The sequence below is a fragment of the Peterkaempfera podocarpi genome (assembly GCF_042466665.1).
In the GTDB taxonomy this organism is placed as follows: Bacteria; Actinomycetota; Actinomycetes; order Streptomycetales; family Streptomycetaceae; genus Peterkaempfera; species Peterkaempfera podocarpi.
In genome coordinates this window covers 7,327,610-7,344,065 of record NZ_CP162102.1, presented here as the reverse complement: position 1 = coordinate 7,344,065, position 16,456 = coordinate 7,327,610, and the positions used below count along the sequence as shown (strand labels likewise).

At 72.4% G+C, this 16,456-nt stretch carries 12 protein-coding genes; 6 read left to right on the top strand and 6 right to left on the bottom strand.

All coding sequences use genetic code 11. The annotated features are described in order from the left end of the window. Positions 1-626 precede the first annotated feature (626 nt). Positions 627-1,220, bottom strand: a complete 594-nt coding sequence (locus tag AB0761_RS32270; protein WP_377272738.1) for a TetR/AcrR family transcriptional regulator — start codon at positions 1,218-1,220, stop codon at positions 627-629. Between the two features lie 254 nt (positions 1,221-1,474). Here AB0761_RS32270 and AB0761_RS32265 point away from each other — a divergent pair, with 254 nt between their 5' ends. After that, complete coding sequence (locus AB0761_RS32265; RefSeq protein ID WP_377272736.1) at positions 1,475-3,925, top strand: beta-glucosidase; 2,451 nt, start codon at positions 1,475-1,477, stop codon at positions 3,923-3,925. Positions 3,926-4,237: 312 nt separating this feature from the next. Here the strand turns inward: AB0761_RS32265 and AB0761_RS32260 are convergent, their stop codons facing one another. Continuing rightward, positions 4,238-5,896, bottom strand: a complete 1,659-nt coding sequence (locus tag AB0761_RS32260; protein ID WP_377272734.1) for a hypothetical protein — start codon at positions 5,894-5,896, stop codon at positions 4,238-4,240. A gap of 614 nt (positions 5,897-6,510) precedes the next feature. On the opposite strand from AB0761_RS32260, the gene AB0761_RS32255 reads away from it, so the two are divergent. The 3 genes from AB0761_RS32255 to AB0761_RS32245 all read left to right on the top strand — a co-directional run bounded on the left by AB0761_RS32255 (position 6,511) and on the right by AB0761_RS32245 (position 10,502). Continuing rightward, positions 6,511-8,733, top strand: coding sequence for a SpoIIE family protein phosphatase (locus tag AB0761_RS32255; RefSeq protein ID WP_377272732.1), 2,223 nt, complete (start codon positions 6,511-6,513; stop codon positions 8,731-8,733). Between the two features lie 324 nt (positions 8,734-9,057). After that, the gene (locus AB0761_RS32250) at positions 9,058-9,270 is read left to right on the top strand and encodes a hypothetical protein (RefSeq protein ID WP_377272730.1); all 213 of its coding nucleotides are present in this window, start codon (positions 9,058-9,060) and stop codon (positions 9,268-9,270) included. Between the two features lie 26 nt (positions 9,271-9,296). Then, the gene (locus AB0761_RS32245; RefSeq protein WP_377272728.1) at positions 9,297-10,502 is read left to right on the top strand and encodes an SPFH domain-containing protein; all 1,206 of its coding nucleotides are present in this window, start codon (positions 9,297-9,299) and stop codon (positions 10,500-10,502) included. A 36-nt stretch (positions 10,503-10,538) separates the two neighbouring features. On the opposite strand, the gene AB0761_RS32240 is transcribed toward AB0761_RS32245, so the two are convergent. The 4 genes from AB0761_RS32240 to AB0761_RS32225 form a co-directional block, all read right to left on the bottom strand. Beyond that, positions 10,539-11,570: an MASE1 domain-containing protein gene (locus AB0761_RS32240; protein WP_377272726.1), complete on the bottom strand. Its 1,032-nt coding sequence runs from the start codon at positions 11,568-11,570 to the stop codon at positions 10,539-10,541. 30 nt (positions 11,571-11,600) lie between these two features. Next, positions 11,601-12,437: a PP2C family protein-serine/threonine phosphatase gene (locus AB0761_RS32235; protein WP_377272724.1), complete on the bottom strand. Its 837-nt coding sequence runs from the start codon at positions 12,435-12,437 to the stop codon at positions 11,601-11,603. A gap of 104 nt (positions 12,438-12,541) precedes the next feature. Further along, positions 12,542-14,392 (bottom strand): asparagine synthase (glutamine-hydrolyzing), encoded by a 1,851-nt coding sequence (asnB, locus tag AB0761_RS32230; protein ID WP_377272722.1) that lies wholly within the window; start codon positions 14,390-14,392, stop codon positions 12,542-12,544. A 343-nt stretch (positions 14,393-14,735) separates the two neighbouring features. Further along, a complete protein-coding gene (locus tag AB0761_RS32225; protein WP_377272720.1) occupies positions 14,736-15,497 on the bottom strand; it encodes a pirin family protein in 762 nt (253 codons plus the stop codon). Positions 15,498-15,816: 319 nt separating this feature from the next. On the opposite strand from AB0761_RS32225, the gene AB0761_RS32220 reads away from it, so the two are divergent. Together AB0761_RS32220 and AB0761_RS32215 are read left to right on the top strand one after the other, a co-directional pair. Beyond that, positions 15,817-15,999, top strand: a complete 183-nt coding sequence (locus AB0761_RS32220; RefSeq protein ID WP_377272718.1) for a hypothetical protein — start codon at positions 15,817-15,819, stop codon at positions 15,997-15,999. A 10-nt stretch (positions 16,000-16,009) separates the two neighbouring features. Beyond that, entirely contained in the window at positions 16,010-16,447 is a 438-nt protein-coding gene (locus tag AB0761_RS32215) for a S26 family signal peptidase (RefSeq protein ID WP_377272716.1), read from the top strand. Positions 16,448-16,456 lie beyond the last annotated feature (9 nt).

Here is a 16,456-nt window from a genome sequence, read left to right as displayed (position 1 = left end):
GGGCGGGGCGCAGCGGCACGGGCCGGGGTCGGCGGTGACCGTGGTGCTCCGCGTCACGGACGACGGCTCCATCGATCCCGACAGGGAACCCGTCGTCGTGCAGGTGCCGGGGGTGTCCCCCAGCCGTCCTCGTCGGCGCTCGCGGTGCCCGTGCCGGCCGGTCCGAGGCCGGCCGCGAGCGCCGGCCCGGCCCGAGACCTGTCTGTGGAGCGGAGCTTCTGTTTTTGAAGCAACTTCGAGCACGGAAGGCCACCCCGACCACCCGCAGGCGCTGCAACAGAGGCCGCTCAAGCCGCTATGACGCCTCAGCGGCATCGCGGCGCATGCACGAAGACCGACCAGCCTGCTCAGTCTTGTCCGTTGCGGCCACAAAATGAACAATAATTGCCATGCGAATGCGCCATCGTGAACCATGTGGCTGTCGCCACGCAGGGAAGCGGGCGCACCAGCGGTCTGCGCCATCTCTGCCGAGTTCGAGGCGTCCATCGTCGGCAAGCAGCCCCCTGACCGGCACCACCACGGAAGGGACCCCCGTGTCGGACCTGCGACTCGGCGTCGTCGGGCTCGGCCTGCGCCGCAGCATCGCCCTCGCCGCCCGGCGGGCCGGTCCGCGACCCGGTCCGCCGTCAGGGCGACTCGGCGCCCCCGCTGCGGAGGAGCGCGAGAAAGGCACGGAACAGCGCGGGCATGTCGATCCCGTCCGTGCTGTCCAGCAGCCACTGGAGCTGAAGCCCGTCCATGACGGCGAGTGCCAGGGTCGCGGCCTGCTCGGCGGTGAGCCCCGCGGGCAGCCGGTCGCCGAGTTCCTCCTCGATCTGCTCGGCGAAGGCCTGGCGGGAGCGCGCGTACCGCTCCTCGAAGAACCCGCGGGCGGGATGCCCCTCGGTCACACTCTCCGCGGACAGCACGGTGAAGGACTGGACCAGGCCGCGCTGGGTGGTGTTGTACTCGACCAGGTTGGCCGTGGTGTCCAGGTCCAGCGCCCCGCCCTGGCCGAGCAGTTCGATGAAGTTGCGCTGGTCGCGCAGGCGCAGCACCTCGGCGAGGAGCAGCCGCTTGCTGGGGAAGTAGTGCAGCACCCCCTGCTGGGAGAGGCCCACCCGCTCGGCGATGGTGGCGATGGAGGCCCTGTGGTAGCCGCGTTCGGCGAAGACGTCGAACGCGGCCCGCAGGATCTCCTCCCTGCGGTCCTCCTGGCGTCTGCCGCCTTCGCGTCCCATCGCCCCGCTCCTCCTCAGCTCCGGCTGCCACTGTCGCGGCACCATTGTGCCGCCCAGGCGATCGAGAGAGATAACGGAAAGGTCACATAACCTACCGAGGACTCGGTAGTTGGGGCATGCTCTCCCCAGCCGGCGGCGAGCCGGCGCTCCGAGCCGGGATGCAGCGGCGGTGGGGCCGGGATGCCGCGGCGGTGGGGCCGGCGCCCGGTGCGCAGCCGCCCGGTCCGGCCCCAGACCGAGGGAGTTGGCTGACCATGACCGCCGCCGACCAGCAACGCGAGGCCGCCGTCGAGACCGCGCTCGCACAGCTCGACCTGGACACCAAGGCCGGCCTGCTCGCCGGGCAGGACATGTGGACCCTCCCGGCGGTGCCGGGCATCGGACTGGCCTCACTGGTGATGTCCGACGGACCCGTCGGCGTCCGCGGCTCCGGCTTCAGTCCTGACGACCCGTCGATCGCCCTGCCCAGCCCCACCGCCCTCGCCGCCACCTGGGACCCTGAGCTCGCCCGCCGGGCCGGCCGACTGCTCGCCCAGGAGGCCAGGCGCAAGGGCGTCCACGTCCTCCTCGCCCCCACCGTCAACCTGCACCGCACCCCGCTGGGCGGCAGGCACTTCGAGTGCTACTCCGAGGATCCGCTGCTCACCGGGGAGATCGCCGTCGGGTACGTCAGCGGCGTCCAGGAGGGCGGTGTCGCCACCACGGTCAAGCACTTCGTCGCCAACGACGCCGAGACCGCCCGGATGACCGTCAGCAACGAGGTGGACGAGCGCACCCTTCGCGAGATGTACCTCTCCCCCTTCGAGGCGGTGGTCAGGCGCGCCGGGGCATGGGGGGTGATGGCCGCCTACAACGCGGTCAACGGCACCACCATGACCGAGCACACGGAACTGCAGAACGCGGTGCTCAAGGAGGAGTGGGGCTTCGACGGCTTCATCGTCTCCGACTGGACGGCCGGCCGGAACACCGTCGCCGCCGCGAACGGCGGCCTGGACGTCGCCATGCCCGGCCCGGTCACCGTCTACGGCCCCGCCCTCGCCCAGGCCGTCCGGGACGGCCGGGTGGCGGAGTCCGTGGTCGACGACCACGTCCGCCGGCTGCTGCGGCTGGCCGCCCGGGTCGGCGCCCTCGCCGGCGCACCGGCCGCGGTCACCGGGACGCCGGCCGCCGTCCCGGGGGCGGCCCTGGCCCGCGAAGTCGCGAGCCGCTCCTTCGTGCTGGTCCGCAACGAGGACGGCATGCTGCCGATCCGGACCGAGGGGCTCTCCTCCGTCGCCCTGATCGGCGCGGCGGCACGCGACGCCCGGGTGCTCGGCGGCGGCTCGGCCCAGGTCTTCCCCGACCATGTGGTCTCCCCGCTGGACGGCCTGCGCGCGGCCCTGCCCGAGCAGGTCCGGCTCAGCTACGCCCTCGGGGCGGACCCCAGCGAGGAACTCGCCGCTGCGGGCCGCGGGTTCAGCCTCCGCGCCGTCGCCCGGGATGCCAAGGGCGGCGTGCTGGGCGAGACCGCGCTGGCGGACGGCAGCCTGCAGTGGTTCGGCGCACTGCCGGAGGGGATCGACCGCGCCGCGCTGCACAGCGTCGAGATCACCGGCACCTTCACCGCCGACGAGAGCGGCGCGCACCGCTTCGGTTCGGGCGGCGTCGGCGAGTTCGTCCTCACCGTCGCGGGACAAACCCTCTTCGAGGGGTTCAACCAGCCGTCGACCGACGATCCCGTCGCCCTGCTGATCGCGGAGACCAGGCCCCAGGGCGTCGTCGAGCTGGAGGCCGGCGAGACGGTCGAGGTCGGCCTGCGCCACACCGTGGTCATGCACCCCGGCTTCCCGCTCCCCTTCGTCGGGTTCACGCTGGGCCACGGCGGGCCCGAGGTGGACGCGGACACCGCGCTCGAGGAGGCCGTCGCCGCGGCCGCGGCGGCGGATGTCGCGGTGGTGGTGGTCGCCACCACCAGCAAGGTGGAGAGCGAGGGCATCGACCGCGCCGACCTCAGGCTCCCCGGCCGCCAGGACGAACTCGTCCGGCGGGTCGCCGCCGCCAACCCGCGCACCGTAGTGGTGGTCAACTCCGGCTCCCCCGTGGAGATGGAGTGGCGCGACGAGGTGGCAGCGGTGCTGCTGAGCTGGTTCCCCGGACAGGAGTGCGGCGACGCGCTGGCCGATGTGCTGCTGGGCCTGGCCGAGCCGGGCGGGCGGCTGCCCACCACCTGGCCGGTGAGCATGGCGGACTGCCCGGTGCTCTCCACCGAGCCGGTCGACGGCCGGCTGCCGTACGAGGAGGGTGTCTTCATCGGCTACCGCGGCTGGGAGCGGTCCGGGACGGCGCCGGCCTACTGGTTCGGGCACGGCCTGGGCTACACCGCCTGGCAGTACGAGACCGCCGAGTTCGCCGCCGGGTCCGGTGACGACCTCGGCACGCTCAGGGTCCGGCTCCGCAACACCGGTTCACGCACCGGGCGGGAGGTCGTCCAGGTCTATCTCTCCGCACCGGACGCCCCCGCCGCGGTGGAGCGCCCGGCCCGCTGGCTCGCCGGGTTCGCCTCGGTCGAGGCAGCGCCCGGCGAGGCGGTCGAGGCGGAGATCACGCTGCCGCGGCGGGCGGTGCAGGTCTGGGACGGCGGCTGGCGCACCGTCACGGGCGGCTATCTGGCCGAGGCCGCCCACTCCTGCGCCGATCGACGGCTGACGGTGCCCTTCACCGTCTGATCGGTGAGCGGCCCCTGCTGTGCCCCCGGCGCGCTTCCGCGCCGGGGGCACAGCGCGTCCCGGACCGCGGCGGCGCCCGGCGCAACTCAACAGGCCTGCCACACAGGGTCGATGAGCGGTCGTTCGCATGTGTGAACATCAGTCAGGCGGCGGTGCGGGAACTCGACCGGGTCCGGGAGGCCGTGCTGCGGCACTCCGCCGAGCTGGCCCGGAGCCTGCGCCGCGAGGGCATCCGATAGCCCCCGTGGCCGGGCGGTGCGGGGCCGGCCTCCCGGTGCGGCCCCCGGCCGGGCAGGGGGCCGCACACCCGCCTCAGCGGGTGAAGGTGACGATCTGCGCCGTACCTGCCGGAACGACGACGGTCGAGGCATGGAGGTCGACCGGCACGGCCGCCGTCACCGGCCTGCCCGAGGGCCTCCCGGAGGCCGTGACACCCCTGCCGCCCAGGGTGATCCGGCCGGCATCCAGCGAGGCCAGCCCTTCCGGTGCGGAGCTGCGCAGCGTCGTCTGCCGTCCCTTGCGGTACTCCGCGGGGAGGGAAAGGGTGACGCGGTCGTCGGTGCTGCCCGCTGCCGCCGGGTCCTGGACGTTGACGAGCACCACGGTCAGTGTGCCGTCGCGGCTCTCGACCCCGTACGCCCTGACCCTGGCCAGGTCGGAGTCGGCGAGCCCCAGATCGACGAAGCGGCCCTGCGGCACCTGGCTGAAGGCCCACAGCCCGTAGTAGAGCGGGGCTGCGGACAGCTGGTGTGCGTCCAGCCGGGCCTGGTCGGCGGCGCAGAAGGCGCCGTAGTAGCGGTAGGAGATCGGGTAGTCGGCCGAGGTGCGGGCCTTGAAGTCGCCGCAGACCGCCGCGGTGTTGGTGTGGAACTCCACGCGGTCGATCCCGTTCTGCGCGGTCTGCAGCAGATAGTCCAGTGACCACAGCGCGGTGGCGTAGGAGTCGCTCACACCCGGCTGACCGCTGCACGAAGCGCTGTTGGACTCGTTGACGGTCATCGGTATCCGGCCGCCGAACTCCTCACCGACGGCCCTGATGCCCTCCAGCTTGGTGCGGGTCCGGAGGTAGGTGTCGGACGACATCAGCTGAGGGACGGTCATGGTCGAGGTGCCGCAGTGGCTGCCCGGGTAGAAGTGGGAGGACAGCTCGGACAGGACGTCCTGCGGCTGCACGGAGGTGTCGGACAGCGCCGCCGAAGCCACCTCGCCCAGGCGGGTGTTGGTGGACGCGGTGTTGGCCGACGGCCCGGCCACCTTGATCACGGCATGGGGGACGGCCGCCCTGATCGCGGCCTGGTAGCTCTTCATGGTGTCCCACATCTCCGCACCGGTGAGCGTGGTGACATTGTCGAACTCATTGCCGATCTCCACGGAGAGCAGGTCGTCCCCGAGGGTGTCCCGGGCGGCCTTCACCTCGGCGACGACCTGGTCCAGCGTCACCTGCGGGGCGGGGTCCTTCGTCGGGTCCTTCAGCTTCGCCGGGCCGATCACCGCCTTCAGCGGAAGGCCCAGCGTGGCCTTCCAGCCGGTGGCGTGCAGCAGCTTCCTGAGCGCGTCCAGGTCCGCCTGGTCGACGGTGCCGCCGATGGCCTCCTTGGGAGCGGGCGCATCGGCCCAGCTGCCGAAGGCCGGCCAGACCAGGTCCATGGAGTATCCGCCGAGCCGCAGCACCCCGTGCGACCCGAGGGTCCTCATCCGCTGCGCCATCAGGTCCGTGGTGAGGAAGCCATGGGCGAAGTCGGCCGACTCCACGGAGAAGCCCTGGTGGCCTTCGGTGAGCGGGGCGCCGGTGGCGCGGGACGGCACAGCCAGGGCGATGGCGGTGGCGGAGGGCCCGGGTTCGTCCGCGGTCTGCGCCACGGCAGTGCCCGCGGGCAGGACAGCGCCCGCGGACAGGGCGACCGCCAGCAGCGACCTGGCCCATCTGCCGTCGGCTGCCCGCCTCGGCCCGGGCCGCTGTTGCTCGTTCATCCGTGGACTCTCCTCAGGGGTGCTTGCGGAAGCGAAGTTGGTAACACAGGCATGACATGGGAAGTCGTGCGGTGGGCCGCACCTCGCCCGTCCAAGCCCGGTGACACCCCTCGCCAACGGGAAGGCGGGCCGGGGGGCACCCTCCACACCGCAGCCGACGCGGCAGCCGGCCGGCCCATCCCCGCCGCGCACTTCGATCGATCACGAATGACTGTCCACGGACGTGAACAGTATGCATACTGGCGAACCCTTTGCAGGACCCTAGACGTGCCCCGGAGGGGGGTCAACCCCCGTGCGGGAGCTGTACAAAGGGGACCGACAGGACCCGCCGACTCCTGGCAGGGCGGTCACGGCCGCGGCCGCACGAGGTGTCCCCGGGATCTCTGTCCAGGCCATGTCCGCGGTCGGGTGGCTACCATGAGGGAAATGACCCGGCGCGACCTGGGGTCTTGAGGAGGCGGCTGTGGACATGGGCGAGCGGGTGGCCGGTCCGATGCTCACGCCCGGCGGAGAGCCGGCGGGCGACTGCGCCTCCGTCCCCGAACGGCGTCCCCCGCGGAGCGCGGTGCGGCGCGGCACGAGAACATCGCGCGCCGGACGCACGGAACGAAGCCATGGCAGGCCGGTCTAGGGTCGCGCCCCCGCTCGGCGCGCCGTCGGGTCCCCAGGTTCCGGTGGACACCGGCGGTGGGCACCGGCGTGCCGCTCTCGCCGGAATGTTCGGCAGCGCACCGGCGATCTTCGCCGTCCTGGACGGCCCCGACCATGTCCTGGCGCAGGCGAACCGGGCTCTCTTCCGCACCCTCGGCGTGGCAAGCGGCCGCGGACTGCTCGGACGGCCCCTGCGGGAGACCATGCCCGAACTCGTCCACCAGGGGATGCCTGCCCTGCTCGACCAGGTGTACCGCACTGGCAGCCCCTTTGTGGCCCGCGGCGCCCATGTACTCCTCGGACGGGCCGGGACGGCACACGACGGATACTTCGACTTCACTCTCGAACCGCACCGCAACCGCCTCGGTGAGATCACCGGCGTGGTGTGCACCGCGGTGGATGTGACCAGGGAGCGCCGCGCACGCAAGCTCGCCGCCGAGCAGCACGCCCTGCTGGAGCAGATCGCCCGCAATGTGCCCCTGGGCGAGGTGCTGGAGGGCATGTGCCGCGCGATCGAGAAGCTCTCACCGAAGGTGCTGGTCTCCGTCCTCCTCCTGGACGAGACCGGGCGGGTGCTGCGCCACGGCGCCGGCCCCAGCCTGCCCGACTTCTACAACCAGGCCATCGACGGGTCGGAGATCGGCCCCAGGGTGGGCTCCTGCGGCACCGCCGCCTACCGCCGGGAAAGTGTCATCGTCACCGACATCGCCCATGACGACCTGTGGGCCGACTTCCGGGATCTGGCCCGGGAGGCCGGACTGGGCTCCTGCTGGTCCAACCCGATCATGTCGTCGACCGGGGAGCTGCTGGGCACCTTCGCCTTCTACCACCGCACCCCCCGGACCCCTCGCGAGGAGGACCTGGACCTCTGTGCGGTCTTCGCGAGGACCGCCGCCCTCGCGATCGAACGGGACCGCGCCGAGGCCGCCCGGCGGGCGGCCCACTCCCGCGAGCAGGCCGCCGCCGCCGACCTGGCCTTTGTCCTGGAGACCAGCACCGCGGTCAGCCGGGAACCGCGCTACCCGGAGAACCTGCAGCGCCTCGCCCGGCTTGCGGTGCCGGCCCTCGCCCCGGTCTGCGTCATCGACGTCCTCGCGGACGGGCACATCAGCCGGGTGGCCGTCGCCGTCTCGGGCGACCTGCCCGAGGGGTCCGAGGGCCTCCTGGCCGGATGCACACCCGACCTGCGGGCTGACAGCCCCGTCAGCCGGGTGCTGACCGGCGGCACCCGTGAGATCGCCCACGGCTCCCGGCTGAGCCCGCTGCCGGAGCTCGGCATCGCCGTCCCCTCCTACGTCTGCCTGCCCCTCACCGCACGCGGCCGCACCTTCGGGACGCTGACCCTGGTCGCCACCACGGACAAGCCCCTGGACTCGCGCGCCGTCGACCTGGCGGAGGAGCTGGCCCGCACCGCCGCGGCCGGTGCCGACATCACCCGGCAGTATGCGCACCGCGCCCAGCTGGCCCGCGATCTGCAGTCCGGACTGCTGCTGTCGGCGCTGCCGGACGTGCCCGGCGCACATCTCTCCGCCTGCTACCGGCCCGCGGGCGAAGGACTGGACATCGGCGGGGACTTCTACGACGTCTTCCCGCTGCCGGCCCAGCGCTGGGGACTGGTCATCGGGGACGTCTGCGGTCGCGGCGCCCGAGCGGCCACCACCACCGCCCTGGTCCGCCACACCGCCCGTGCGGTCGCGCCGCTGCTGTCCGACCCGGTCGCGGTGGTGCGGGCGATCAACACCGCGCTGCTCACCCAGTCGGACAGCGAGGAGGAACGGTTCGTCACCCTGGTGTACGCCACCCTCCGGCCCGCCCCCTGCGGGCTCACCGTCTGCCTGGTGCGGGCCGGGCATCCGACGCCCCTGCTGCGTCATGGCGACGGCACCATCACGGCGTCCCTGGTACCCGGCCAGCTGCTCGGGGTGTCACCGGACCCCTTCCACAGCCCCGAGACGGTCGATCTGCACAGCGGTGAGGCGCTGGTGCTGGTCACCGACGGCATCCTGGAAGCCCGTGACCGTGGCGGGGACTTCTTCGGCGAGGACCGCCTCACCGAGGCCGTCCGGTCCAGCGGAGCCGGCGCCCTGGCCCAGCCCACCCTCGACGCCATCACCGACGCCGTGGACGCCTTCAGCCACGGCGTCACCGACGACGACCAGGCGGCGGTGGTCCTCACGGTCCGCTGAACGCTGCCTTCGACATCGCGACCGCCACCGACACCGGTGCCGGTGCCGGTGCCGCCGTCGGCCCCGCCCGGCCGCCTCCGTCCGGCGCCAGGACCCGTGCGGAGTACCGTGGAATGAGCGGGGGCGTCCGCCGAGGACGGCCCGCGCGGGCGGGCGGCGCCCTCGGTGCGACCGCGCCGGACGGGCCGGGCGGTCCCGGTGGGGACCCCACCCGTGACCGGCGGCATCCCCCTCGCCACCGGCCGCGTCGCCGCCGGTCCCGGCACCTCCCGGTGCCCGGGCGGGACAGGATGTGCCTCGCCGCAGACGGGGCTGGAAGGCCGTATGGACGAAGACCAGAGTCCGGTCGGGGCGGTCGGCCGGGTGACCGTCCCCATTCCCCAGGACGGACCGGGCGAGGTGCTGATACCCGTCCGGGGCGGCACCGAGGCGTTCGCGGCCTGGTCACACCGACCGGTTGCCAAGAACGCCCTGGTCATCGTGGTGGACCGGACGTCGGCCCGCTCGGTGATCGTGGAACTCTTCCCCTCTCCCTAGGCCCGGCGGAGCGAAAGGAGCCACCCGTGTTGTTCTGGCATGTTCCCGCCCCCAACGAGGCGATGCTGATCTCCGGCTCCAAACGGCAGGCGCAGGACACCCAGTTCCGGATCGTCACCGGCCACGGCAGTTTCGTCCTGCCCGTGAAGCAGAAGGCCCGGATGCTGTCCCTGGCGCTGCGCGAGGCGGAGATCACCGAGGACTGCGTGACCCAGCAGGGCATCCGCCTCAATGTGCGTGCGGTCGCCGTGTTCAAGGTCGGCGACGACACGGTGTCCATTGCCAACGCGGCCCGCCGCTTCCTGTCGGAGCAGAGCCGCATGGAGGAGCTGGTTGGGCGTATCTTCGCAGGCCACCTGCGGTCCATCATCGGCGGCCTGACGGTGGAGCAGATCATCCGGGAGCGCGACCGGGTGGCCCAGGAGGTCAAGGAGGGCAGCCACAGCGAGATGGAGAAGCTGGGCATCGTGGTGGACGCCCTGCAGATCCAGGAGATCGAGGACACCTCCGGCTACATCACCAACCTGGCGGCCCCGCATGTCGCGGCCGTCGCCAGCCAGGCCCGGATCGCGCAGGCCAAGGCCGACCAGGAGGCGACCGAGCGCGAGCAGCAGGCCGCCGCGCTCAAGGCCGCGTACGAGCGGGACACCGCCATCAAACGCGCCGGCTTCCTCGCCGAGACCGAGCAGTCCAACGCCCAGGCCGCCCAGGCGGGCCCGCTCGCCGAAGCCCGGGCCTCCCAGGAGGTCATCGAGGAGCAGACCGCGCTGGCCGAGCGGCGGGCAGCGCTCGCCGCACAGCAGCTGGAGGCGCAGATCCGCCGTCCGGCCGATGCCGAGGCCTACCGGCAGCGCACCCTCGCCGAGGCACGGCGCGACCAGGTCAAGTTCGAGGCGGACGGCAGCGCCTACGCCGAACGGGCGCTCGCCCAGGCCCAGGCGGAGGCCAACACGGCCCGCGCAGCCTCACTGCGCGACGGCAACCAGGAGCTCATCGCGGCCAACCGGATCGTGGAGAATCTGCCCGCCCTCGCCGATGCCGCCGCGCGCGGCATCTCGGGGTCCTCGCTGACCGTGCTCAACGGCGCGGACGGGGTCAATGAACTGGCCACCGGCATCATCGGCCAGGGCCTCGCCATCCTGGAGGCGCTCAAACAGCCCCCCGCCCCGGCGAACCTCAACGGGGGCGCCCGCTCTCAGCCGCAGGTACCGCGCGGCGCAAGCCAGGTCTGAGCACGCACACCCGTGAGCCCCGGCGAGTCCCGGGGCTCACGGCTGGTCCGCGGAGCGCGGACGGGCATCACTGTCGGCCGCAGGCTCGGCAACGGCCGCGGCCAGCTGGGTGCAGGCCCGTCGGATCTCCGCATAGGCCCGGTTGCGTTCGGTGACGACCGCGGAGAGCAGCAGCGCGGTCAGGGCGATCGACCCGTTGAACGCCTGAAGGGTGACCATGTCCAGGAACAGGCTGTGCCAGCCGAAGCGGCCGTGCCGCTGCACCGCCAGGACGACCGTGATGCTGGACGCCAGCAGCACACAGGGCACCGCCCCCGCCAGCTGGAACCGGACCGCGGCCCAGACCAGGAAGGGGAAGGTCAGAAAGAGCATGCCGCTCGGACTGGTCGCCGCGACCAGCGCGACCAGCACGGTCGCCGTCAGCAGCCCCACCAGCTCCACCCATCGACGCACCCCCACCCCGCGGAGCGACCGAAACCGGGGAAGGAGCAGAAAGGCCGGGGCGAAGACCAGGACGCCCATCGCATCGCCCGTCCACCACACCGCCCAGGTGGGCCAGAACTCATTCCCGGGCACCGCCCCGGCCGCCATCAGGGCGACGCTGCCCACGGTCGCACTGATCACCATGCCGCCGAGGGCTCCGATGAAGACCAGCTTGAGGACGTCCCGCAGATGCCCCAGTTCGGGACTGAACCCGGTGCGCGTCAGCACCAGGCAGGCGCACACCGGAGCCAGGGTGTTGCCCACCGCGATCGCCAGGACGGCGGGCGGCGAGGGGCCGAGCGGCAGATTGACCAGGAACGCCGCCAGGGTGATCCCCGGCCACAGGCGCAGGCCGAACAGCAGCAGCGCCGCAACGGCGAGGCCGGTCGGGGGCCAGTACGGCGTCACCTGGTTCTCGACGATGTGCAGCACCAGTCCCGCTCTGGCGCAGCCGTAGTAGGCGCCGGCCAGCGCGAGGATCCCGAGCAGCACCAGGCCCTGGTGGCGGAGCCCCTCATGGCGCGGCATGCCGGCCCGGCCCGGGAGGCGCTTGGGGTGTTCGGCCGTGCACGGTTCCTCCTCCACAGCAGTGCCGCCGCAGGTCCCCGGCGGCGGTCATGCAGGCGCGGACGACCAACGGCGGCGGACGACCAGGACCGCGGCATCATCGGTGTGGCCGGTGAGATCAGCGACCTTGATCACCCGGGAGGCCATGGTCTCGGGGTCGGCGTCCAGGTCCGAGGTCACCACCTGCCGAACGCGCTCCAACCCCTCGTCCAGGGAGAAGTGCGGCCCCTCCACCACCCCGTCGGTGAGCAGGACCAGGACGGCCTCCTCCGAGGTACCCATATGGCGGCGGATCACGGGGTACTGCGCGCCGTGCAGGATGCCGAGCGGCGGCCCGCAGGCGCCCAGCAGGGTCCCCGAGCTGCCGTCCCGGGTGGCCCAGACGGTCGGGACATGCCCGGCCCGGGAGCCCGACAGCGAACCGTCCGGTGTCCCGACCCGGAGCAGTGTGCAGGTCGCGAAGAGGCCGCAGCCCAGCGCGATCAGCAGGTCATTGGCCCCGGACAGCACCTCGCCGGGGTTCCCGCTGATGCCCGCGACCGCGCGCAGCGCTGCACGGACCTGTCCCATGACCGCGACCGCGTCGACGTCATGGCCCTGCACATCACCGATCACCACCCCGATCGAGCCGTCCGCCATGGGGAAGACGTCGTACCAGTCGCCGCCCACCTCCAGCCCGTTGCGCGCGGGGACATAGCGGGCGGCGAACTGCAGGCCCGGCAGGTCCGGCAGCTCGGGCGGGAGCATGTGCCGCTGCAGGGCCACGGCCAGGTCGACCCTTGCCCGCTGCAGTTTGATCCGCTCAAGTGCCTGGTCGACCAGACTGCCGAGAGTGAGCAGGGTCTCCTCGGCATTGTCCGGCGCACTGGGACGGCGTCGAGTCATGACCCCTCCAGGGGTCGCGGTGCGTACTGGATACCAGCGTAGTTGCCTGTCCGTCGGTCGTCCTGGGAGTGCTGTCCCGGTGCTGCGGTCCGGCGACGGCCGGGTCACCCTCCGGAATCGAGTTTCAGCACGGGCCGTTCCAGTTCGAACCAGACCGCCAGGTCCAGGGCCCGCTCCAGACCGGCGCGCTCCTCGGTGCTGACCAGGTGCTCATCGCGGTCCGCGATCGACTGCAGCCGGTCGCGGTCGAGCAGGTCCAGGGCGGGACTGCGGCCGGCCGCGAGCAGTTCCCTGATCTGCGTCTGGAGCTCCCCGGCGTAGTCGGGGTCCTGGGTGGAGGGGTACGGGCTCTTCACCCGCTGGAGGACGGAGGTCGGCAGCAGGTCCCGTACGGCCTGCCGCAGCAGGCTCTTCTCCCGGCCGTCGAAGGTCTTCGCCGCCCATGAGGTGTTGAAGACGTACTCCACCAGGCGGTGGTCGCAGAAGGGGACCCTGACCTCCAGCCCGGTGGCCATGCTCATCCGGTCCTTGCGGTCGAGCAGGATCCGGACGAAGCCGGTGAGGTGCAGATGGCAGACCTCGCGCATCCGGCGCTCCAGCGGGTCGTCCTGCCCGTCCAGGCGGGGCACCCTGGCAAGGGCCTCCTGGTAGCGCCGGTCGAGGTAGCCGGGTACGTCCAGCAGCTGGGTCAGCCCGGGGTCCAGCACCGCGGTGCCGCTCATGCCCTGCCGCAGCACGCTGGTCATCCAGGGGAAGGTTCCCGCGTCCCGTGCGGCGGGGTCGTGGAACCAGGGGTAGCCGCCGAACACCTCGTCCGCCGACTCGCCGGACAGTGCCACGGTGGAGTGCTCGCGGATCGCCCGGAAGAGCAGCAGCAGCGACTGGTCCATGTCGCCGAGGCCCAGCGGCAGATCCCTGGCCTTCACGGCGGCTGCCCGCACGGCAGGGTCGGCCAGCTCCTTGGCGTCCAGCACGATGTCCCGGTGGTCGGTTTCGGCATGGCGCGCCACGTCGTGGACGAACGGGGTGTCCGGGGTGGCCCGCAGCTCGTCCCGGACGAAGTGCTCGGTCTGGCCGACGAAGTCCACCGAGAAGCTGCGTACGGTCTCCCTGCCCCGGAGCTGCCGGGCCGCGAGTGCGGTGACCGCGCTGGAGTCCAGGCCCCCGGAGAGCAGGATGCAACGCGGCACGTCCGAGACCAGCTGCCGGCAGATGATGTCCTCCAGGAGCTCCCGCACCCGGGCGACCGTGTCCTCCAGGCTGTCGGTGTGCTCGACGGCCCGCAGCTGCCAGTAGGTGCGGGTGTGCATCCCGGCGCGGTCGAAGGCCGCCACGGTGCCGGGCTCGACCTCGTGCATACCGGACCAGACGGCGTGTCCCGGGGTCTTGGCCATGGAGAACAGCTCGCGCAGCCCTTCCAGGTCCACCTCGCGGGGTGTCCCGGGGTTCGCCAGGATCGCCTTGGGTTCGGAGCCGAACAGCACCCCGTCCTCGGTGGGGAAGTAGTAGAGCGGTTTGACGCCCATGCGGTCGCGGATCAGCACCAGCTGCTCGGTCCGGCCGTCCCAGACGGCGAAGGCGTACATGCCGTTGAGCCGCTCGGGCAGCTGGTCGCCCCACTCCAGGTAGCCGCGCAGCACCACCTCGGTGTCACTGTCGGTACGGAAGCTGTGACCCCGGCGGCGCAGCTCGTCGCGGAGTTCGACGTAGTTGTAGACCTCGCCGGAGTAGACGAGCACCACCTCGCCGTCGGGGGTGCGTTCGGTCATGGGCTGGGTGCCGCCGGGCAGGTCGATGATCGCCAGACGGCGGTGCCCCATGGCGGCATGGCTGTCCAGCCAGAGCCCCTCCGCGTCCGGCCCGCGACAGGCCATGGTGGCGGTCATCGCCTGGGCGGTGGCACGCTCCTGCCGCAGGTCGCGTCGGTAGGACACCCAGCCGGCTATACCGCACATCGATGACACCCCTGACCGTCTCGCCCGGAACCTCTCGAATCAACCTAACTCCGGGCATACCCGATCAAAAGTTGCCGACCCCGAGGAGTGAGGCCCGGGCGTCCCCGCCGTCCGCCCGTCCCGGCGGGGGCGAGCCTCCGCCGGGCGGCCGGTCGCCCGGGCCCTGCGGCAGGCCACGGCCTCGGGGGCGCTGCGCTTCCCCGGCGGTCCGGACGCCCGAGAGGCCCGCTTCCCGCAGCGGACCCGGCACCGCCGCCCACTGGGCCGACCGGGGTACGCCGGATCCCGCGCCCCACGCGGGAACACGGGATCCGGCCGGGAACGGGCGCCGTCGGCGGTGCGGTCAGCGGGGGGCCACGGTGGCGGTCATCTCCCACATGAGCACCTCGGCGCCGTCCGGCCCGGCGGTCATCCGGCGGCCGTCGGACCGGCTGATGCGGGCCGCGTCCCCCTGCGCCAGCAGGCCGGCGCCCTCCAGGTCCACCTGGCCCCGGGCGACGTAGAGATGGACGAAGGGGGCGGTGGCCACCTCGAGGGTCTCACCGGGGCGCACCCGCGCGACATGCAGGGCGGCGTGCTTCTGGCGGATGCCGATGGCGCGCTGCGCCGCATGCTTGGGCATGCCCGAGGCAAGGGTGGTCCAGCCGCCGCGGTCGAGCTCGCCGTTGATGTCCAGCTGCTCGTAGCCGGGGCGGATGCCCGCCTCGTCGGGGATGGTCCACATCTGGATGAACCGCACGGGGACCTGGTGCTCGGGGTCTCCGGTGAGGGTCCAGGAGTCGTTCTTCTCGCTGTGCAGGATGCCCGCGCCGGCGCTCATCCGCTGGGCGAGGCCGGGGTAGATCACTCCGTTGTGCCCCGTGGAGTCCTGGTGGACCAGGCTGCCCTCCAGCACCCAGGTGATGATCTCCATGTCGCGGTGCGGGTGCGTCTCGAATCCGGTGCCGGGCGCGACGACATCGTCGTTGGACACCAGGAGCAGCCCGAAGTGGGTGTTGTCGGGGTCCCAGTGCCGCGCGAAGGAGAACGAGTGGTGCGAGTCCAGCCAGCCGGCGCGGGTGTGGAAGCGCCCGCCCGCGCGGCGGACGTCGACGAGGGAGGACAAGGCGTCTCCTGACGGTCGGGGGGCCGTTCATCCCGTGGCCCCGCGGAAACTAGTTGAAGCTTATACAACTTTGCCGGTCGATTCATTCCCGGGCGGCACGGACGGCGCGGGGCCGGCGGCGGAGGGCGGGGCCGGCGGCGGCGCAGGGCCGGCGGCGGAGGGCGGGGTTGCGGCCCGCCGAGCGGCCGGGACGCACCGTGAGCATTCGACTCCGGAAAGGAGATGTATCGGGAAAGTACGGCCGCCGTACGGAAATTGTGCCGCTCCTTTCTAGGTTCCGCGGTGTCCCCTTTGGACGCACCGAGAAGGGAAGTTCGAGATGATCAACAAGATCGGATCGCTGGGCGACAAGCTGCTGTCGGTCCTCGTCCCGAAGCACTCCGCCCAGGCTGCCTGCCCCTGCTGGCTGGAGGGCAACAGCTGCCTGGTCCGCAAGTGCTGCAGCTGGGGTGCTTCCTGCGGCACCGGCAGCACCTGCGGTTCCTGGATCGTCAACTGCTGATCCGCCGCATATGACTGCGCTCGTGTGGACGGCCGGTCTCGCGCTGGCAGCCGGGGCCGTCCTGACGATGCTTCGGCGGAGCCTCGCCGTCGTCGTGGTCTCCGGACTCAGCATGGAGCCGGCCTTCCACGCGGGTGACCGGCTGCTGGTCCGCCGGACCCGGCTGTCACGGGTCCGGATCGGTGATGTGGTCGTCTTCGAGACCCCCGACTGGCTCGGCACCGGACAACCGCTGCCGCCCGAGCGGCGCTGGATGGTCAAGCGTGCCGCAGCCCTGCCCGGTGACCCGGTGCCCGAGTCGGTCGCCGCAGCGGTGGCCGAACCCCGGGTCGGCGCCGACCAGTTGATCGCCCTCGGCGACAACCCGGCGGCCAGCTTCGACTCCCGGCAGTGCGGATTCATCCCGGCGGGCAGCCTGCTCGGGGTCGTGCTCCGCCGTATGCAGTAGCAAGTGGAC

What these genes read in the sequence shown, in the direction of transcription:
- AB0761_RS32255 (WP_377272732.1), top strand. Translation starts at nt 6,511, where the DNA reads ATGGCAGGCCGGTCTAGGGTCGCGCCCCCGCTCGGCGCGCCGTCGGGT.
- AB0761_RS32260 (WP_377272734.1), bottom strand. Translation starts at nt 5,896, where the DNA reads ATGAACGAGCAACAGCGGCCCGGGCCGAGGCGGGCAGCCGACGGCAGA.
- asnB (WP_377272722.1), bottom strand. Translation starts at nt 14,392, where the DNA reads ATGTGCGGTATAGCCGGCTGGGTGTCCTACCGACGCGACCTGCGGCAG.
- AB0761_RS32220 (WP_377272718.1), top strand. Translation starts at nt 15,817, where the DNA reads ATGATCAACAAGATCGGATCGCTGGGCGACAAGCTGCTGTCGGTCCTC.
- AB0761_RS32250 (WP_377272730.1), top strand. Translation starts at nt 9,058, where the DNA reads ATGGACGAAGACCAGAGTCCGGTCGGGGCGGTCGGCCGGGTGACCGTC.
- AB0761_RS32265 (WP_377272736.1), top strand. Translation starts at nt 1,475, where the DNA reads ATGACCGCCGCCGACCAGCAACGCGAGGCCGCCGTCGAGACCGCGCTC.
- AB0761_RS32215 (WP_377272716.1), top strand. Translation starts at nt 16,010, where the DNA reads ATGACTGCGCTCGTGTGGACGGCCGGTCTCGCGCTGGCAGCCGGGGCC.
- AB0761_RS32235 (WP_377272724.1), bottom strand. Translation starts at nt 12,437, where the DNA reads ATGACTCGACGCCGTCCCAGTGCGCCGGACAATGCCGAGGAGACCCTG.
- AB0761_RS32270 (WP_377272738.1), bottom strand. Translation starts at nt 1,220, where the DNA reads ATGGGACGCGAAGGCGGCAGACGCCAGGAGGACCGCAGGGAGGAGATC.